The following is a 16,561-nucleotide window of genomic DNA, read 5'->3' on the forward strand; positions in this document are numbered from 1 at the left end:
TGTTAAATTTATTGGTCAAACTCATTAAAAAATATCCAAAATGGGGAAAGTCCTGTTTAAAGAAAAAATCTTCCCAAAAGGAATCAATTACTGGACTTCAAGAATATGATATTATTTATAACAAAAAAGTGATAGGAACTTTTAAAAAGAGATTTTTAAAGAAAGAAATTATTGCTGACGAAAAAAAATTTCCTTTTCCAAGACTGTTTAACCGAAATATCTCAGGACTAAATCTTGAATTTCCATTTTCTTGTTGGATATGGCGTAGAGAAGTTAAGAGTTATTGTTACGCAACAGATCCAAATATCATCATGTTATCTATTGCAATGACAATTTATGTCTGGCTGACTTGGAATCGAGGGGATTAATTTGTTATTAGCCCAACAAGGGGCGCATCTATGCTGCGCTATTTTCATGAAAAATTTCAAACAAAAAAAGAATACCTTGAGATGAAATCTCAGGAAACCAATTCCTAGAATCACCCTCCCCGGCGTCGGCGAAGTTTGTGAACCGGTCATGCTCTCTCAAATTTCGACCTCTCGGCTAACACCCCTTATTTTCAGAACAAATCTCTGCTCCTATAAGCCATTTACCGAAAATATATTTTCTTTATCAAAAAAAATATTTCTATAATTAAAATTCCGACTTTGAAGTAGTTTCTAAAAGGCTCAGAAAAATTGGCTACTACCTTGATGAGCCAGCAAAAAAACAAATTTATGACTTTGCAATTCTTTTTACTTCGTCTAATTTATTGAAATAATTTAAGTCCTAAAGTTTAAGCTCAACTAGCAATCAAAAAGAGATTCCTTCGAGGACAAGATAAATTGATTTCCTTAAAATCTTTGCAAAATGATAAAAATTTATTATACTATTTATCTTTCCCTACCGTAACATTCTAAAATCTAAGAAAAAAACTCAAATAAAGGCAAAAATATCTACTTTAACCTTTAAACAAACGTCTAAACCAGAGGGAGGTAGAAGTGGTGAAAAAAATTCTAGTTACTCTAAGTTGCCTGACCTTATTGGTTTCCTTTTCAAGTTTAAGCTTTGCAAAGGATGTGATTAAACTAGGCTGTGCCATTTCATTTACCGGCAAGAAAAGCAGGTCAGGTAAGCTCTATGTTGATGCGTATAATTTAGCAGTAGAGGAAATTAACAAAAATGGCGGCATTGAGATTGGAGGGAAAAGATATAAATTAGAAATTATATATTATGATGACAAAAGCGAGGCCACGGAAAGCTCAAGGCTAGTAGAAAAATTAATCAGTGAAGACAAAGTTGATTTTTTGCTTGGTCCATACAGCAGCGGTATCACCATTCCTGACAGTCTTGTTGCCAGAAGATATAGGGTCCCTATGGTAGAAGGTGGCGGCGCTTCGGGTAAAATTTTTAGCAAAGGAAATAAATACATCTTTGGATTGCTTCCTGCTGCCGGAGAGTATTTTAAATCTACCCTGGAGTTTTTAAAGACAGTCAATCCGGTACCAAAAACAATAGCCATTCTTTTTGCCGATGATAAATTTGATGTCAGTGTCGCGAAAGGTACCAAAAAGATCGCAGAAAATATGGGCTACGAAGTAGTTATTTATGAAAAATACGCCGAAGGTACATCTGACTTCACCTCAGCGTTGACCAAAATCAAAGCCAAAAACCCCGATGTAGTATTGGTTGCCGGACACACGGAAGAATCCCTGAACTTCACCCAGCAGGCAAAAGAACTGGACGTTAATCCTAAAATGATCAGTCTTACCGTTGGCCCCTCTGAAGCTGATTTCAGAAAGGCTCTGGGTAAAGATGCAAACTATATTTATGGAGTAGCCTCCTGGTCTACCCAGATGAATTTCAAAGGATATATTTTCAAAGATACAAAGGAGTTTATTAAAATATTTGAAGAAAAATACGGATATGAACCTGACTATCACAACGCTGCCGGTATTGCTTGTGTAGCAGTCATAAAAAATGCCATTGAAAGAGCCGGGACTCTGGACAGAGAAAAAGTGAGGGATATGATTGCCTCCACAAAACTGGATACCATCTACGGTCGTGTTGAATTTAATCCCAATGGCCAGATAAAAGGCACAAGTGTTGTATTGCAAATATTGGACAACAGTGTCTACGAAGTCTATCCCCATGAATATAAAAAACCAGTATATCCCATTCCAAAGTGGAAAGAGAGATAAGGCAAGTCAAGTAAATGACCGGTGGATGAACATCCACCGGTCATTTACTTGAGTCTTTTCAAGCTCAAAGCCTAAATTGGCTTAATCATTCATTATCCCAAAAAATCAACGGGCGTCTCTTTACGTTTCATCAATTCACAGTTCGAGGCCTCTGCACCAATATGGTTAAAACAGGCTAATTATTCTTTTAAGCCTCATAGCATAAAAGATCAATTGGCTTACTTGAAAAGCGCTCAAAGTCTCTTTGCAAAAATCTTGTATCAAGATTCACGGATCAAGTTTAAAGGGGAAAAATATGCTTTTGCAGGTCATTATCAATGGGATACTAAAAGGTGGTTTATATGCTCTTATGGCCCTTGGGATGTCTCTTATCTGGGGAGTTATGGACATAATCAACATAGCGCATGGTGCTTTTATTATGCTTGGTGCCTATACATCGTACTGGCTATTTGAACTGATGGGAATGGACCCTTTTGTCAGTCTAGTCTTCTCTATGGGCATTATGTTTATCATAGGTTATGCAATCCAGAAAAACCTGATCAATCTTGTCATCAGAGCTGAAATTTTGACCACTCTGCTTTTAGCCTTCGGAATAGAAATTTTTATCATCAATGCCGCTCTGATTTTGTGGACTGCCGATGTAAGAAAGGTCAAAGTTGCCTATGCAGCGGCAAATTTTGAATTTCTGGGAGCAACAATTCCATATGTAAGACTAGCTGCCTTTGCCCTGGCAATTATAATCAGTATCATCCTGTTTATTGTCTTGAACAAAACCCGGCTGGGGAGGGCTATCAGGGCCACATCCCAGGATATAGAGGCAGCAAAACTGGCCGGTGTTAAAGTGGCCAATATCTATGCCATAACCTATGCCATAGGCACGAGCCTGGCAGCAGCCGCAGGAACCTTGTGGGCCATCTTGTTTCCTGTCAATCCGATCATGGGAGGCCATCTTACTCTGAAATCCTTTGTCGTAACCATAGTCGGAGGACTGGGGACCATGCTGGGTCCGTTAATCGGCGGATTGACGCTGGGCGTTGTTGAGGCCATCGGGACTAACTGGTTCGGCTCAACCTATGAAAACCTGATCAGTTTCACCATACTTGTGCTGGTCCTTATCTTTATGCCCAAAGGAATATTAGGGGGGAAAGCTCAAAGATGAAAAAAAATATTTTAATTATAGCATTGATCCTGGTCGGTTTGACAATCCCTTTTACTGTAGGCAACTTTATCATCAGGTTTTGTACGGATATCATTCTTTTTGCTATAATGGCCAGTTCCTGGAACCTCATCGGGGGCTATACAGGCTACGGTTCATTCGGAAACGTAGTCTTTTTCGGAATAGGAGCATATTTGACCGCCCTGCTTATGAACTTATTAAATATAAATTTCTTTCTCGCCCTTTTGTTAAGCGGTCTGGGATGCGCCTTGTTCGCTGTCTTAATGGGATTACCTGTCCTTAGGCTTAAAGGACATTATTTTGCAATCGCCACTTTGGGTGTGGCCGAAGCAATGAAGGCACTGGTCCAAAACCTGGAAATCACAGAAGGCAATTCCGGACTATATCTGCCCATGCCTGATTTCACGGTTGATGTTACATACAAATTTTTCTACTTTGTATCCTTTGGGGTTTTAGCAGTATTACTCATTGTTACTTTCCTCATTTTGAAAAACAAACTAGGGTACGGACTTATCGCCATAAGAGAAGACGAGGACGCAGCCGCCTCAGCCGGCATAAACACAACCCTTTTCAAAACCATTGCTTTTTGCCTGAGCGGTTTCTTTACCGGACTGGCCGGAAGCATATATGCTTATCAGCAAGGCTTTATTAAACCGGAACCGGTTTTTAATGTCGGGGTAACAGTAAAAATGATTGTTATGGCTGTTTTCGGAGGTATTGGCAGCCTTTTCGGCCCACTAATCGGTGCAATTTCCATCGAATTAATCTCCGAGTTCTTATCCAATCATTTTCTAATCGCACATACATTATTTTTCGGGACAATAATCATCATTGCCATCCTGTTCGCCCCCAAGGGAATATACGATATTATAAGCGGAAAAAGAAAAATAGGCATGGCCTATTTTATGGAGAATATAAGGCAACATAGAGTGTGAGTGTGTGGATGGGTGAATGGGTTGATGGGTTGACGGGGAAAATAGGGAAAACAGGAAATTAAAGGAATTTTATCATGGACAAAAAAGAACCTATTTTAAAGGGAGAAAAATTAACAAAAGACTTCGGTGGTCTTAGAGCCAACAACAAGGTCGATTTTGAGCTTTATAAAGGGGAAATTTTGGGCCTGATCGGCCCCAATGGCAGCGGCAAAACTACCCTGGTGAACATGATATCCGGAAATATTTCCATAACCAGTGGCGATGTCTTCTTCAAAGGACAATCTATAAAGGGACTCAAGCCCTACCAGATCGGTAGGTTGGGAGTCGCCAGGACTTACCAGATTGTCAAACCCTTCCCGGGGATGACAGTCTTGGAAAATGTGGCTGTTGGCGCCATGTTCGGCAGCAAAGGTAGACAGCGTAACACAAAGCAAGCCCTGGAAATAGCCTCTGACGTGGTGGATTTCGTTGGTCTGGGAAAATATAAGAACGTAAAGGCCGACAGCCTGAATGTGGCTTCCAGAAAAAGGCTGGAAGTGGCTAAAGCCCTGGCCATGGGACCAGAGGTAATCCTGTTTGATGAAGTTATGGCCGGCTTAAACCCCGGCGAAACAGATCAGGCTATCGAGCTCATCCTGAAAATCCGCGAAAAGGGCATAACGCTCTTTGTCATCGAGCATGTAATGCGTGTGATCAAGGCCATATGCGATCGGATCTTTGTCCTGCACCATGGGGAAAAAATATCCGAAGGTACTCCGGAAAAGGTATTGAACGACGAGAAGGTGATCAAAGCCTACCTTGGGAAAAGGTATAAACAATTGGCAGCCTAATAAAGGAGAAAAAATGGCCCTGATAGAAGTAAAAGACTTAGACGTCTCTTACGGAGATGTTCAGATTTTATGGGATATTAATCTAAAAATAGAAAAGGGTTCCATTGTTGCTCTTGTCGGTTCCAACGGTGCCGGAAAAACAACCTTTTTGAAGACATTGTCCGGATTATTGAATTATCAAAAGGGGGATATCATCTACAATGGGGAGTCATTAAAAGGACTGCCTTCCGAGGAAATTGTAAAAAAGGGAATCATCCATGTACCTGAAGGAAGAAGGCTGTTTCCTGAAATGACAGTGGAAGAAAACCTCCTGATGGGTGCATATCACCGCAAAAAAGACCCTGAAATTCCCAAAGACCTGGAGCATGTCTATACTCTGTTCCCCAGACTAAAGGAAAGGAGAAAACAAAAGGCCGGCTCCCTCTCCGGCGGGGAACAGCAGATGGTGGCCATGGCCAGAGGTCTGATGGGTCGGCCAACTGTCTTTTTGGTGGACGAAATGTCTTTAGGTCTTGCACCATTAATAGTGGATAACCTGATTGAAATAGTTCACAATATAAACAAAGAGGGTAATACAGTTCTTCTGGTAGAACAGGATGTACAATTAGCGCTTGAAAACTCCCACTATGCTTATGTCCTGGATACGGGAAGGATCGCCATGGAAGGCAAATCAGAAGACCTGTTAACAAATCCTGAAATCAAAAAAATATATCTTGGGATGTAAATTTATTTTATAAGATTTGTGATTCGTGACTAAAAGCCAAAGTTCTTCTATCCATTCTCTGGCTCGTAATGCCAGCCTGGTGGCCGGGGCTACCCTCATAAGCCGGATACTTGGCCTCGGTCGGGATCTAATTATTGCATTTTCCTTGGGCGCAGGCCCTTTTGCAGATGCCTTTTTTGTAGCTTTTCGACTGCCTAATTTGTTGCGCCGCCTGTTTGCAGAAGGCTCTCTGACCATGGCCTTTGTCCCGGTCTTTACCCGCACCAAAAACGAACAAGGCTTGGGCCAGGCATTTTTACTGGCCCGCTCTGTTCAAGTCTGGCTGTTAATAATCCTGGGAATAATTGTTTGCTTAAGTATATTCTTAGCCAACCCCATAACATCAGTTATTGCTCCGGGATTCAAAAAAAGCCCGGAGGTCTTTGCCTTGACTGTGGGGCTTGTGCGCATCTGCTTTCCCTATATTATTTTTATTTCTTCTGTGGCCCTATGCATGGGTATATTAAACTCCATGAATCACTTCCTGGCCCCGTCCCTGGCCCCGTCGATCCTGAACATTATTCTCATCTCCTTTGCCCTGCTAGCCTACTTCTTACATTTAAGTGGCGACAGCGTCCCTTTATTTCTATCTATCGGGGTACTGGTAGCAGGCCTTGGTCAATGGCTCCTGCAGCAGCCTTTCCTACGAACCTTTGGTTTTAAATGGAAGGGTCCATTTGACTTGCGAAATAAAGACGTAAAAAAAATAGGCCACTTAATGCTGCCTACCATTGTTGGGGCTGCTGTCTATCAATTAAATATAGTTTTTAGCACTATACTGGCCTCATTTTTACCTTTGGGATCCATTTCCTATCTTTATTATGCCGACCGCCTGGTCCAGTTTCCGCTAGGGGTCTTTGGAGTAGCTATAAGCACTGCAGCACTGCCTTCTTTATCCGAACTGGCCACTAAACAAAAAATGGATGCTTTTAAAAATACCTTAAACTCATCCTTAAGCTTAACTCTATTTATCAGTCTGCCAGCTACTGCTGGTCTTATTGGGCTAAGTTATCCACTAATCAAAGTTCTCTTTGGTCATGGCGCGTTTTCATCGTATGCAGTCCAGGCCACAGCCAACGCTCTGGTTGGATATTGCATTGGGCTTCCAGCCTTCTCCTGTGTTAGGTCTATAATTTCCGCTTTTTACTCTTTAGAAGATACAAAAACTCCCGTTAAAATTGCTTTTATATGTATGCTTATCAATGTAAGTCTAGGCTACTTTCTGATGCAAAAACTGGATCATGTTGGGCTAGCTTTAGCTGTAAGCATCTCCTCCTGGGTCAATGTTCTGCTCCTGAGCTTTTATTTACGTAAAAAAATCGGCCCCTGGTTTAAAGGGTCTGGTGAAATCTTAAAAATGATTCTTTTAAGTTTGGCGCTTCTTGCCGGCGTCATGACCCTGGCTCGTTTTCAATGGATAGCACTTTTGTCTATCCCACTCTGGGCCTTGGGTTACTTTTATTCCAGTTTGCTGTTAAAAATTTCCCCTAGCCAAATTTTATGGCAAGCTTTAATCCGTAATCCATGATTCCCAGGATAATTTATGCTGGTTTACTTCCTCAATTGATATTGGTATCGAACAAGCATCCTGTGAGTGTTCCTCAACCCTCAAGCCAGAGATATGTGTGGGTAAAAAAGCAGGGCCTCGCTCTCTAAGAGCGCCCCTATTTAAAATTTAAAAAGGAGAGTTATTGTCAAATGCCCCAATTTATACCTTTAAACTTTTATTCTTATTCTTGGTCCAATCCAGCCTTAAAACCTGAGCAGGTTATAGCTCCCCCTTATGATGTCCTATCAGCTCCTGCTCGCCAAAACCTGGCCAAACAAAGCCCGTATAATGCCGTACATATAGACTTACCAGAAAGTTATGATCAAGCTGCGAACATCTTAACCGCCTGGAAAGCTCAAAGAATTATCTCTAAAACCAATGATCCCCACTTCTATATTCTGGCCACTGATTATACTGTGGACGGTAAAACACATACCAGGTGGGGGATACTGGGAGGTCTGAGATTAACCCCTTTTGGGCAAGGGCAGGTCTTCCCTCATGAACAGACCTATCCAAAAGCCAAGGCTGACCGGCTGAAACTAATGAGGGCTACCGGGGGCCAGTTAAGCCCTATTTTTGGAATTTATGATGATCCGGAGCTTACTCTTACCAAAATAGGCAGTGAACTTCAAAACAGTGTTCCCATAGTTGACTTTGTTCAGGAGGAAAATATCCGCCACCGGCTTTGGCTCGTCCCGGAAAAAGAAAATGAAAAAATTGCCAATTTACTCGAGAACCAGAAAGTTTATATTGCCGACGGTCATCATCGATATGAAACAGCTTTAAAATTTCAGCAGGAACAAGGTCCTGGCACCATAGAAGACCCTAAACCTTGGGATTATATATTTACCTACTTGAGCAATATCTCCTCACCAGGTTTGGAGATTTTCCCGTACCATCGCATGCTGTCCTGGGAAAAGATGTATTCTTGGCAAGAAATCTTAAAAATAGCCGAGAAAAATTATTCTATCCAAAAAGTCGACCATCAAGACAGCTTAGACAACATCACAGATCCTGCCGGTTGTATCCTGTACATTCCCGGAAGCTACTACCTCCTGCAACCAAAAGGCGAGTCACAAAACACCTTTGATCAGATCGGAGCCCATGTTTTAGATAAATATTTTTTGCGTCAAACCCTGGGGCTCACTGAGCAGGAACTCTCCTCGGGAAGTTTCTTGAGTTATACTCCCTTTGCCTCCGAAGCCATAACCAAGGTTGACCAGGGAAATATCCAGGCCGCCTTTTTATTGAAACCTGTGTCCATGTCTATTTTACAGACTGTTTGTCAGTCCGGTCAGGTTATGCCCAGAAAATCCACTTATTTTTACCCTAAACTGCCCACCGGGCTGCTTTTTTATCTCTGGTCCTAGATAAGCTATCTAGCTCGTGGCTAAAAATAAAAAGAATCATAAATTATCAGCTACTAGCCACGAGCTACCAGCTACCTCTTCTATAAACCATGTGTTACAAACCACAATCTCTCTTTCCCCGCGGCCTTAAGCAACCTGCGAAAGGATTTCGCTTTTCTGTTGATGCCTTGCTTCTATCCACCTTTATTCGTCCCGGAGAGGGTTGGAAAATTCTGGACTTGGGGTGTGGCTGCGGAATTATTGGACTGGGCATAATACTAGCCAATCCCGATCTAAATCTGAAGGTGATAGGTGTGGACTGTGATCCACAAATGATCTCTTGCGCTGAGGAAAACGCTAAAAACTTGGGCGTTAAAGACAGATACCAAACCCTTCTCCTGGATATTAAACAGATCAACCGCAGTTCGGTTGAGGCGGAAAGCTTTGACCTGGTCTTGATGAACCCGCCTTATCGCCCCCATGGCCAGGGTAGAATATCCCCATATAAAGAAAAAAACATTGCCCGCTTTGAGACCTCAGCCACGCTGAATACTTTTGTCCAGGCAGCCAAGTTTGCAGTTAAAAACAAAAAAATGGTCGGGATTATCTATTTGGCAGAAAGGCTGGCTGAAGTGATGACGGAACTAAAAGCAAACAGGTTAACTCCCAAAAAAATGCGTCCCGTATATGGTCGCATGAATAAGCCGGCCAAACTTTTTCTTCTACAAGCCGTAAAAAATGGTGGTCCTGGTCTTTGTCTTGAACCACCCCTTATCCTGTATAAGGATGGACCTACCAATATATTAACTGACCAGGCTAGAGAATTTTGTCAATTTTTATAAAAGCCTGTGGCCAAACCTTACTCAGCGGACAATTTTTCATAATTTTTTTCAATCCTGGTTTCTTTCAAGCTGGTGCAAATGCCTCGACCCATCTATAGCTTGCTTGCGGGCAGAGCATAATGGTACATTTGGGATAAATGAATATTCTTTTTATTGTCGATAGTTATGGCAAATAGTCCCAGATGTTTAGCTTTGTCACCCCGATGCTCTGCTTATCCGCAAGCTTCGCTAAGATGGTTTACCCAGCCCTTTGCAAGGCTTTCAAGAAACCAGGATTTCTAATCGGTAGTCAAAATAGGGTTGAGCCACAGACTCTATAAGTCAATAATATTGAGTCATAGATTATCATCCAAATGGGTGAGATTGCCATGGGCGGCTTCGCTGCCCTCGCAATAACAGGGGGTAAGAAAGTGAAGCGAAACAATCTCAAGGTTTGAACTGCAAAAAAACCGCTCAATTCAGGTACAAGTTCGAAGCTAAACAATCTTGCCTTGCAAAGTTTCTTCCATGGCCTGAAAAATATTTTGTACATCAAAAGGCTTTTTAAAGACTTTCACAACATTTAAGTCATGAACCCAAAAGGGGATATCTTCCGAAAATTCAGCTAACCAGATACAGGGGATATCTCTTAACTCTTTTAAGATATTTATTATCTTTGGTTCATAGCGTTGCAGACAAGCTATATAGAGCTTAATGTCCTTATTTTTTTCGGTCATTAAATTAATTCCTAAATATCCTTGCTCCTTAAGAAGATATTCCAATGTCTCTCGCATATATGAGTCTGGGCAAATTAGGCCAATGGGAATAAGACCACTCTTATCCTCATCCTCTGATATTTTGCTCATCACATCTTTCAGTTTGGCCTCAATTGCAGCCAAGCGTCTTTTTAAGTCATTAACTTCAGCTAATCTAACTGAATCAAGATTCGACAAATCATGCACTAAAAGTTCAATCTTTTTTACTGAGTCTTGAATGGATAAACTTTCTGATTTACAGCCCGACGCAATGCTTTGATCCTGTTCACACAAATAATTTATAACAGACTTTTCCCAAAACTCATCTGGCTTTGTTTGAAATAATCTGGAACGAGGTCTCTGAGCAAGGCGTCTGGCAATGGCCAAAATACTTTGAGAGCTCTCTCCTGTCTTATCTAATTCCAGAATAGGACGACCTTCATTTATGGCCTGAGCAAAAATTTGATCCTCACTTACTTCTCCTAAAAACAGCAGGGGAGTATTTAAAAATTTTTTACTGGTATTATTTAACTTTTCAAAAATAGTTAAAACGTTAATATCTGGCCTAACCCGATTAAAGAGCAGAAGAGGTGGAAATTGCAAACCCTTACTTTTCAATACCTTAATCAAAGCATAAGCATCAGTAATAGAAGTTGGTTCAGGGGTTATAACAACAACTATTTCCTTGGAAGCAAGACAAAAAGATATAACCTGGCTATTAATTCCCGGTGAATTATCTAAAATTATAAAATCATAGTCCTGTAGAGATTTAAACTGCTCAACCAGATAAATGCGTTTATCTCTGGACAAATCAGCCAAAGCCGCCACCCCTGAGCCCCCTGAAATAACATCCAAACGGGGATGTACGCTGTTTAAAGCCTTGGACAAGGGTAAATTATTAAGGATTACATCTTCCAAAGTAAATCGTGGTGTTATCTTAAGCAAAACATCCACGTTGGCCAAGCCAAGGTCAGCATCCAAAAGACATACCTTGTGACCCAAGTGAGCTAAAGCCCAAGAGAGATTGAGGGCCAACGAGGTTTTCCCCACCCCTCCTTTTCCGCTGGCAATGGAAATAATCCTGGTTTTAGAATCTGCCATTACTCTCCGGTCAGAGACTTATGAATCTCCTCTAAAAGTGTTTTGATATGAAAAGGTTTTCGTATACATTTACAAGAACCATGAGAAAGCGCTTCTTCCATTTCTTCATGGGTAGCCATACCGGTTATGACTATAACTGGTAAAGACTTGTCTCGCTTTTTTATTTCCCGCAGCAACGACAACCCGTCCCGTAAAGGCATCCTTATATCTAAAAGAAGGAGATCATACTTCTCTGTCAACAATTTTTCTAAACCTTCTTGGCCGTTGTCGGCTGTATCTACAAGCATATTCTCGCCCTCTAAAGTCTCCTTGAGGATGTCTCGAATATGCTCCTCGTCATCAACAACCAAAACTTTAGGTTTGACTCCACCAACAGTCTTTAATTTTGCATCCAAAATATCCTGCTCGACAGGTCTCAGACTCTCAATATTGACCGGTAACTCAATGGTAATAGTAGTCCCTTTACCCACTTCACTATCAATTCTTATAGTCCCAAAGTGATTGTTTATAATTCCAAATGAAGTAGACAACCCAAGCCCTGTCCCTTTTCCCTCCTCCTTGGTCGTAAAAAACGGATCGAAAATTTTATTTAAGTTTTCTTTAGGAATTCCTTCTCCTTGGTCTATGATTTTAATGATTACATTTTGCCCGTCTTCTGAATGTTCGGTAACTAGAGTCAAGTTACCCCCAGATTTCTCCATAGCATGCTGTGCATTGATACATAAATTCAAAAAAACCTGCTCCAATTGGGCCGGATCAGCTTTGATTACTGGCAAATTCTTATCATAATTCTTAATAATAGATATATTGTGCTTTTTTAGCCCATTACTAACGAATTCTAAAACTTTATCCAAAATCTCATGCAGATTTACATCTGTCAACTTAGGCGGACTTGGGCGAGCAAAATCCATTAAGCTGGATAAAATACGGCTTATTCTCTCAATTTGTTCTGTTATAAGAGCCAACTCTTTCTTTTTCTTGGCGTCAGTTTCTTTAAATTGTAAAAGTTGAGCCCTAGCCGAAATTATTGCCAGAGGGTTGTTGATCTCATGGGCCGCTCCAGCTGCCAATTGACCAACTGCAGCCAATCGCTCAGTTTGCAGTAATTGTAAGTTTATCTGTTGATTCCGCCACAAGGCCTGACTTAACTCTTCAGAACGCTTTTCCAGCTTTTCATAGATAAAAATTCTTTCCAAAGTTGAAGAAATGAGATTAGAGACTTGATTAAATATCAACTTTTCGCGCGAATAGAGATCATTCAGGCCCTTTTTAAAAACTAAACATAGTTCTCCAATCAAACTTTTCTTAGTACAAAAATTGAATATATGAAACGGAGGACAGAAATCATAACAAACTTTTGAGACACCACTACCGGAGCGGGCTTTATACATACAAATGGCTCTTTTTAACTCCTCGGGTATGCTCTGGTCATCATGTTCCCAGACCGGCATCCCTTCCTTATCTAAAAAACAGAGTAAATTTCTTGTACGATGCGAATCTAACCATATCTGCCCTTCTAACTCCCTGGTATCCAAATCGATTATATAAATTATCCCTACCTGAATATCCGGAAAACATTGAAAAGCCTTAACCACTCCCTGAAACAACTCCTGCAACGTCAGGACAGAAGTTAGATTTAGACTCAGATTGTGGGCAAGTTGAAGGATTTTATTGGTCCGGGCAAGCTGAACATTTTTATGTTCCACCTCCAAGGCCATTTCTGACAATTTTTTATTGGCACGTTGGATAATTTCATGAAAAATTTTGTAAAAATCACTATCTAAAGAAAAAAGACCTGCCTTTTCAGAGTAAGTCTTGGCCCCTTCCAATTTAATTTGTTCAATTTCCTGGTCATTTAAACGCAAAATTTTCTTTAACCTATCAAGAGAAATCGCAGTATCCCGACTCAGAGATTGATCACAAAAAATCTCATGGGCCAGGATATCAGCCATAATTACAATATAAATGAGCTCCTTTCCTGCCTCCAGGCATTGGATAGAATCAATTGGCTGATGGTGAAACCATATACAATCAATGAGTTCTTCAGGAAGTTTCCAATTCTTGGCCAAAATTTTTCCCACCAAAGAATGGTTGGTTCCCAAGAGCTTTTGTTCGGCTTCAAACTGAGATATCTTAAGTTTATCTTGACTCTCTTTTATCTGATCATATTTCTCCGGAAAGACATCCATAATGACTGACTTACCCATGTCGTGAAGTAGTCCAGCCACAAAAGAGGTGTTTTTCAACTCAGGAAACGTTTTTTGTGCAATTTCCTGGGCCAAAATGGCACATAACAAATTATGCGCCCATAATTCTTTATAATTTTTAGAAGCTATCTTATCATCTCCAACTAAATATTCCTTGATCATTACTCCTAGCAGAGCACTGCGCAAGGCATTCAAGCCGATCAGATTAATTGCCTGTTGAACTGAAATCACCTTTTTTTGACTCAATCCCATGGAAGCCTTATTGACTAGCTTCAAGATTTTGGCGGTTAAAACAGCATCTGTTTCAACAACCTGTCCAAGTTTTTTAAGATCAACATCATCTTGAAGAGAGAGTTTCAAAGCCTGGATTGCTACAGCCGGAACAACAGGCAGATCGTCAATTCGTTTGACGATCTGCCTCAAATTGGCATTTTGGACAGCCTTATTTTCTAACTTTCTGCCCAAATTACTATTCATAAATATCTCCTCCAAAGACAAAAATCTAACGGCCTAATTTTCCTATTTATACTTTACCCATCGAAGTAAATCCTACATTCCAAGGTAACCAACATTATAGATTTTTGATGCATTTATCCAGCATTATTCATCGTTTATTGCATTCTACTTTCAACGTGAATTGATGTTTTCCTTGGTTAAGCTTAAGCAGAGAGACAGAAAAATACTCCGTGGCTTAGAAAATATTTTACTCTTCAAGTACTAGTAAGGGCACTTATTTAGTAAATCTCAAAATGGCATTGAGGTTGCAAGGATAGCCTTTTCCTTTGACCACTCTACCTACTCAACCAAAGTACAGCCTATCGGATGCACCCCATAAACTGTCTGGTAATAGACCATTTAAAAGGCCAAGCTAAGCAAAGCTTAGCTTAATTGATTAACGAACAACAAGTGTCTTTCCTCGAGTTGAAAAATATTCCAATCCCATAAATAGCCAAGAAAATTAGCCAATTACTTTAGAGCAAAAACTTCGTCAAATCGTATCTTAACAACCACATTTCTTGGATCCTCCGAGGCTCCTACCGATAAAGGATGTATGCAGCTTGAATATTAAGGTTATTTCCAGTATCTAGGCCAAGGTTGGAAAAAATTAAGAAATAACTCTTACTGATGAACTGACGGGGAGCGGACACTTTTTGAGTCTCTGGACAAACCCCATTTTGACTACCTGCTTGGAAATCCTGGTTTCTTGAAAGCATTGCAAAGGGCTGGGTAAGCCATCTTGGCAAAGCTTGCGGATAGGCAGAGCATCGGGGAGACAAAGTTAAATATCCGGGACTATTTGCCATAACTATCGATAATAAAAAGAATATTCATTGAACCTAAATACCCCATTATGCTCTGCCCGCAAGCAAGCCTTTTACCCCGTTGAATCCAGCGAAGCGAGGCTGGCTTTGCCAGCATTCAACTGGGGTAGATGGGTCCGGGCATTTGCACCAGCTTGAAAGAAATCAAGATTGAAAAAACAATTATGAAAAATTGTCCTCTTAAGTAGGATTTGGCCACAGATTCTTTTGCTGCTCGAGATGCACAGGGCAAATATTTTTAACAATTTCAAACAATTATATACTTGCCACAAAATAGTTTTTAGTCAAAATGACAACCTGTTATAAATTACAAACCAGACCTTCACGTTTCATAATCTATTTTTTATCTCTCTATTTCCTACTTTCACCTACCCTGGGGTTCAGTCTTGAGCCAGGAGCCTTGAAGCTAAAAATCAAAAAAAATAAACAAACCTTACGCAATGAGAAACAAATCATTAAAAAATTATCAAAAAAAGAAAAAAGTTTGTATACACAACTGGCCAAAATCGAGGCCAGAGTACAAAAGATTACCCAGCAGTTAATGACCCAGGAACAAGAACTCTCAAACATAAAGACCAAAGAGGCCTCGATTTTAAAAGAATACCAACATCTAATTACGAGGCAAAAAAAGACCCAAGAAAGACTTAATCAAATTCTGTTTACTTTATGGCCCATTTACCTGCAAAACCTGACCCCAAATCTTGGTCAGCTCCAAAATTGGGCAGAGGCCGATCGATATATAGTCTGGCTAAAAAATCTCTATACCCATGCTCGGTCCACATTTACCAAACTCAAATCCCAGTCAAGTCAAATTTCTGCCAGGTTAGCCCAACTCCAGGAAGTAAAAGAAAGGGCTTTGGTACAGGTAAAAAAAATCAATCACACAAAAGACAAACTGCTAAAAGAAAAATTAACTTATCTGCAAAGAGTTCAGGAAATCAGAGCCCAAAGACTGGCCCAAGAGGAAAGAATCCAGGAAATTATATCTACAATTCACTCTCTAAATTACAAGTTAAAAATTCTCACCACCAGAGATTTTGCCCGACTTAAAGGCTATCTGCCTTGGCCGGCCAAAGGCAAAATAAAAAAACGATTCAATCTATCTGCCAGACCACCACAAAGGGGGATCAGCCTGGCCCTGCCCCCCAACACCACCATCAGGTCTGTTTCCTGGGGCAAAGTTGTCCATAATGATACTTTACGCGGATTTGGCAAAGTGGTCATTATTTTTCATGGTCGGAACTACTACAGTTTGTATGCTTTTCTGGCCAAAACTTTTGTCCAGCTCGGCCAAGAGGTAGAAAAAGGCGAGCCTATAGGAGTCTGTGGTTTCTATCCGCAACTAAAAGAAAACGGACTTTATTTTGAATTGCGTTTTGGCCAAAAACCGATTAACCCCTTGTATTGGCTCGGCTGAACAGAGCGGTGAAAGGTATGAAGGGGGAAGTTAAGAAATTTGAGTTTAAAACTTGGAAGATTGGCGCAGCACTTCATCCTCAAACTCTTTTAAAATTTTATATTCTACTATCTTAAGCCTTAGACCATGAGCCTTATTCCTTAAATTTTATACCC

General features: G+C 40.6%; 12 protein-coding genes. 10 read left to right on the forward strand and 2 right to left on the reverse strand.

Annotated features, from left to right (window positions below; translation table 11 throughout):
- The 9 genes from AC3WVG_RS04970 to AC3WVG_RS05010 all read left to right on the forward strand — a co-directional run.
- The coding region (locus tag AC3WVG_RS04970; RefSeq protein WP_488797071.1) for a hypothetical protein at positions 1-368 on the forward strand (368 nt) is incomplete at its 5' end.
- Between the two features lie 612 nt (positions 369-980).
- Positions 981-2,180, forward strand: coding sequence for an amino acid ABC transporter substrate-binding protein (locus AC3WVG_RS04975; protein WP_488797072.1), 1,200 nt, complete (start codon positions 981-983; stop codon positions 2,178-2,180).
- A 295-nt stretch (positions 2,181-2,475) separates the two neighbouring features.
- Positions 2,476-3,339, forward strand: a complete 864-nt coding sequence (locus AC3WVG_RS04980; RefSeq protein WP_488797073.1) for a branched-chain amino acid ABC transporter permease — start codon at positions 2,476-2,478, stop codon at positions 3,337-3,339.
- A complete protein-coding gene (locus AC3WVG_RS04985; protein ID WP_488797074.1) occupies positions 3,336-4,292 on the forward strand; it encodes a branched-chain amino acid ABC transporter permease in 957 nt (318 codons plus the stop codon). The genes AC3WVG_RS04980 and AC3WVG_RS04985 overlap by 4 nt, the downstream gene beginning before the upstream one ends.
- Positions 4,293-4,366: 74 nt before the next feature.
- On the forward strand, positions 4,367-5,122 hold the full coding sequence (locus tag AC3WVG_RS04990) for an ABC transporter ATP-binding protein (RefSeq protein WP_488797075.1): 756 nt from the start codon (positions 4,367-4,369) through the stop codon (positions 5,120-5,122).
- Positions 5,123-5,135: 13 nt separating this feature from the next.
- Positions 5,136-5,846 carry an ABC transporter ATP-binding protein gene (locus AC3WVG_RS04995; RefSeq protein WP_488797076.1) on the forward strand — a complete coding sequence of 237 codons (711 nt, stop codon included), beginning with the start codon at positions 5,136-5,138 and terminating at the stop codon, positions 5,844-5,846.
- Between the two features lie 25 nt (positions 5,847-5,871).
- Positions 5,872-7,413, forward strand: coding sequence for a murein biosynthesis integral membrane protein MurJ (gene murJ, locus AC3WVG_RS05000; RefSeq protein ID WP_488797077.1), 1,542 nt, complete (start codon positions 5,872-5,874; stop codon positions 7,411-7,413).
- A gap of 170 nt (positions 7,414-7,583) precedes the next feature.
- Positions 7,584-8,804 (forward strand): DUF1015 domain-containing protein, encoded by a 1,221-nt coding sequence (locus AC3WVG_RS05005; RefSeq protein WP_488797078.1) that lies wholly within the window; start codon positions 7,584-7,586, stop codon positions 8,802-8,804.
- Positions 8,805-8,893: 89 nt separating this feature from the next.
- Complete coding sequence (locus AC3WVG_RS05010; protein WP_488797079.1) at positions 8,894-9,625, forward strand: tRNA1(Val) (adenine(37)-N6)-methyltransferase; 732 nt, start codon at positions 8,894-8,896, stop codon at positions 9,623-9,625.
- A 476-nt stretch (positions 9,626-10,101) separates the two neighbouring features.
- Here the strand turns inward: AC3WVG_RS05010 and AC3WVG_RS05015 are convergent, their stop codons facing one another.
- Positions 10,102-11,460 (reverse strand): MinD/ParA family protein, encoded by a 1,359-nt coding sequence (locus AC3WVG_RS05015; protein WP_488797080.1) that lies wholly within the window; start codon positions 11,458-11,460, stop codon positions 10,102-10,104.
- Entirely contained in the window at positions 11,460-14,144 is a 2,685-nt protein-coding gene (locus AC3WVG_RS05020) for an HDOD domain-containing protein (RefSeq protein ID WP_488797081.1), read from the reverse strand. Before AC3WVG_RS05020 ends, AC3WVG_RS05015 begins: the two co-directional genes overlap by 1 nt.
- Before the next feature lie 1,245 nt (positions 14,145-15,389).
- On the opposite strand from AC3WVG_RS05020, the gene AC3WVG_RS05025 reads away from it, so the two are divergent.
- Positions 15,390-16,406, forward strand: coding sequence for a murein hydrolase activator EnvC family protein (locus AC3WVG_RS05025; protein ID WP_488797082.1), 1,017 nt, complete (start codon positions 15,390-15,392; stop codon positions 16,404-16,406).
- The last annotated feature ends 155 nt before the right edge of the window (positions 16,407-16,561 follow it).

Source organism: Desulfovulcanus sp. (genome assembly GCF_982781345.1).

Excerpts from the sequence above, each read along its gene's own strand:
- AC3WVG_RS04980 (WP_488797073.1), top strand. The coding sequence starts at position 2,476 with ATGCTTTTGCAGGTCATTATCAATGGGATACTAAAAGGTGGTTTATAT.
- AC3WVG_RS04985 (WP_488797074.1), top strand. The coding sequence starts at position 3,336 with ATGAAAAAAAATATTTTAATTATAGCATTGATCCTGGTCGGTTTGACA.
- AC3WVG_RS04990 (WP_488797075.1), top strand. The coding sequence starts at position 4,367 with ATGGACAAAAAAGAACCTATTTTAAAGGGAGAAAAATTAACAAAAGAC.
- AC3WVG_RS04995 (WP_488797076.1), top strand. The coding sequence starts at position 5,136 with ATGGCCCTGATAGAAGTAAAAGACTTAGACGTCTCTTACGGAGATGTT.
- AC3WVG_RS05005 (WP_488797078.1), top strand. The coding sequence starts at position 7,584 with ATGCCCCAATTTATACCTTTAAACTTTTATTCTTATTCTTGGTCCAAT.
- AC3WVG_RS05010 (WP_488797079.1), top strand. The coding sequence starts at position 8,894 with ATGTGTTACAAACCACAATCTCTCTTTCCCCGCGGCCTTAAGCAACCT.
- AC3WVG_RS05015 (WP_488797080.1), bottom strand. The coding sequence starts at position 11,460 with ATGGCAGATTCTAAAACCAGGATTATTTCCATTGCCAGCGGAAAAGGA.
- AC3WVG_RS05020 (WP_488797081.1), bottom strand. The coding sequence starts at position 14,144 with ATGAATAGTAATTTGGGCAGAAAGTTAGAAAATAAGGCTGTCCAAAAT.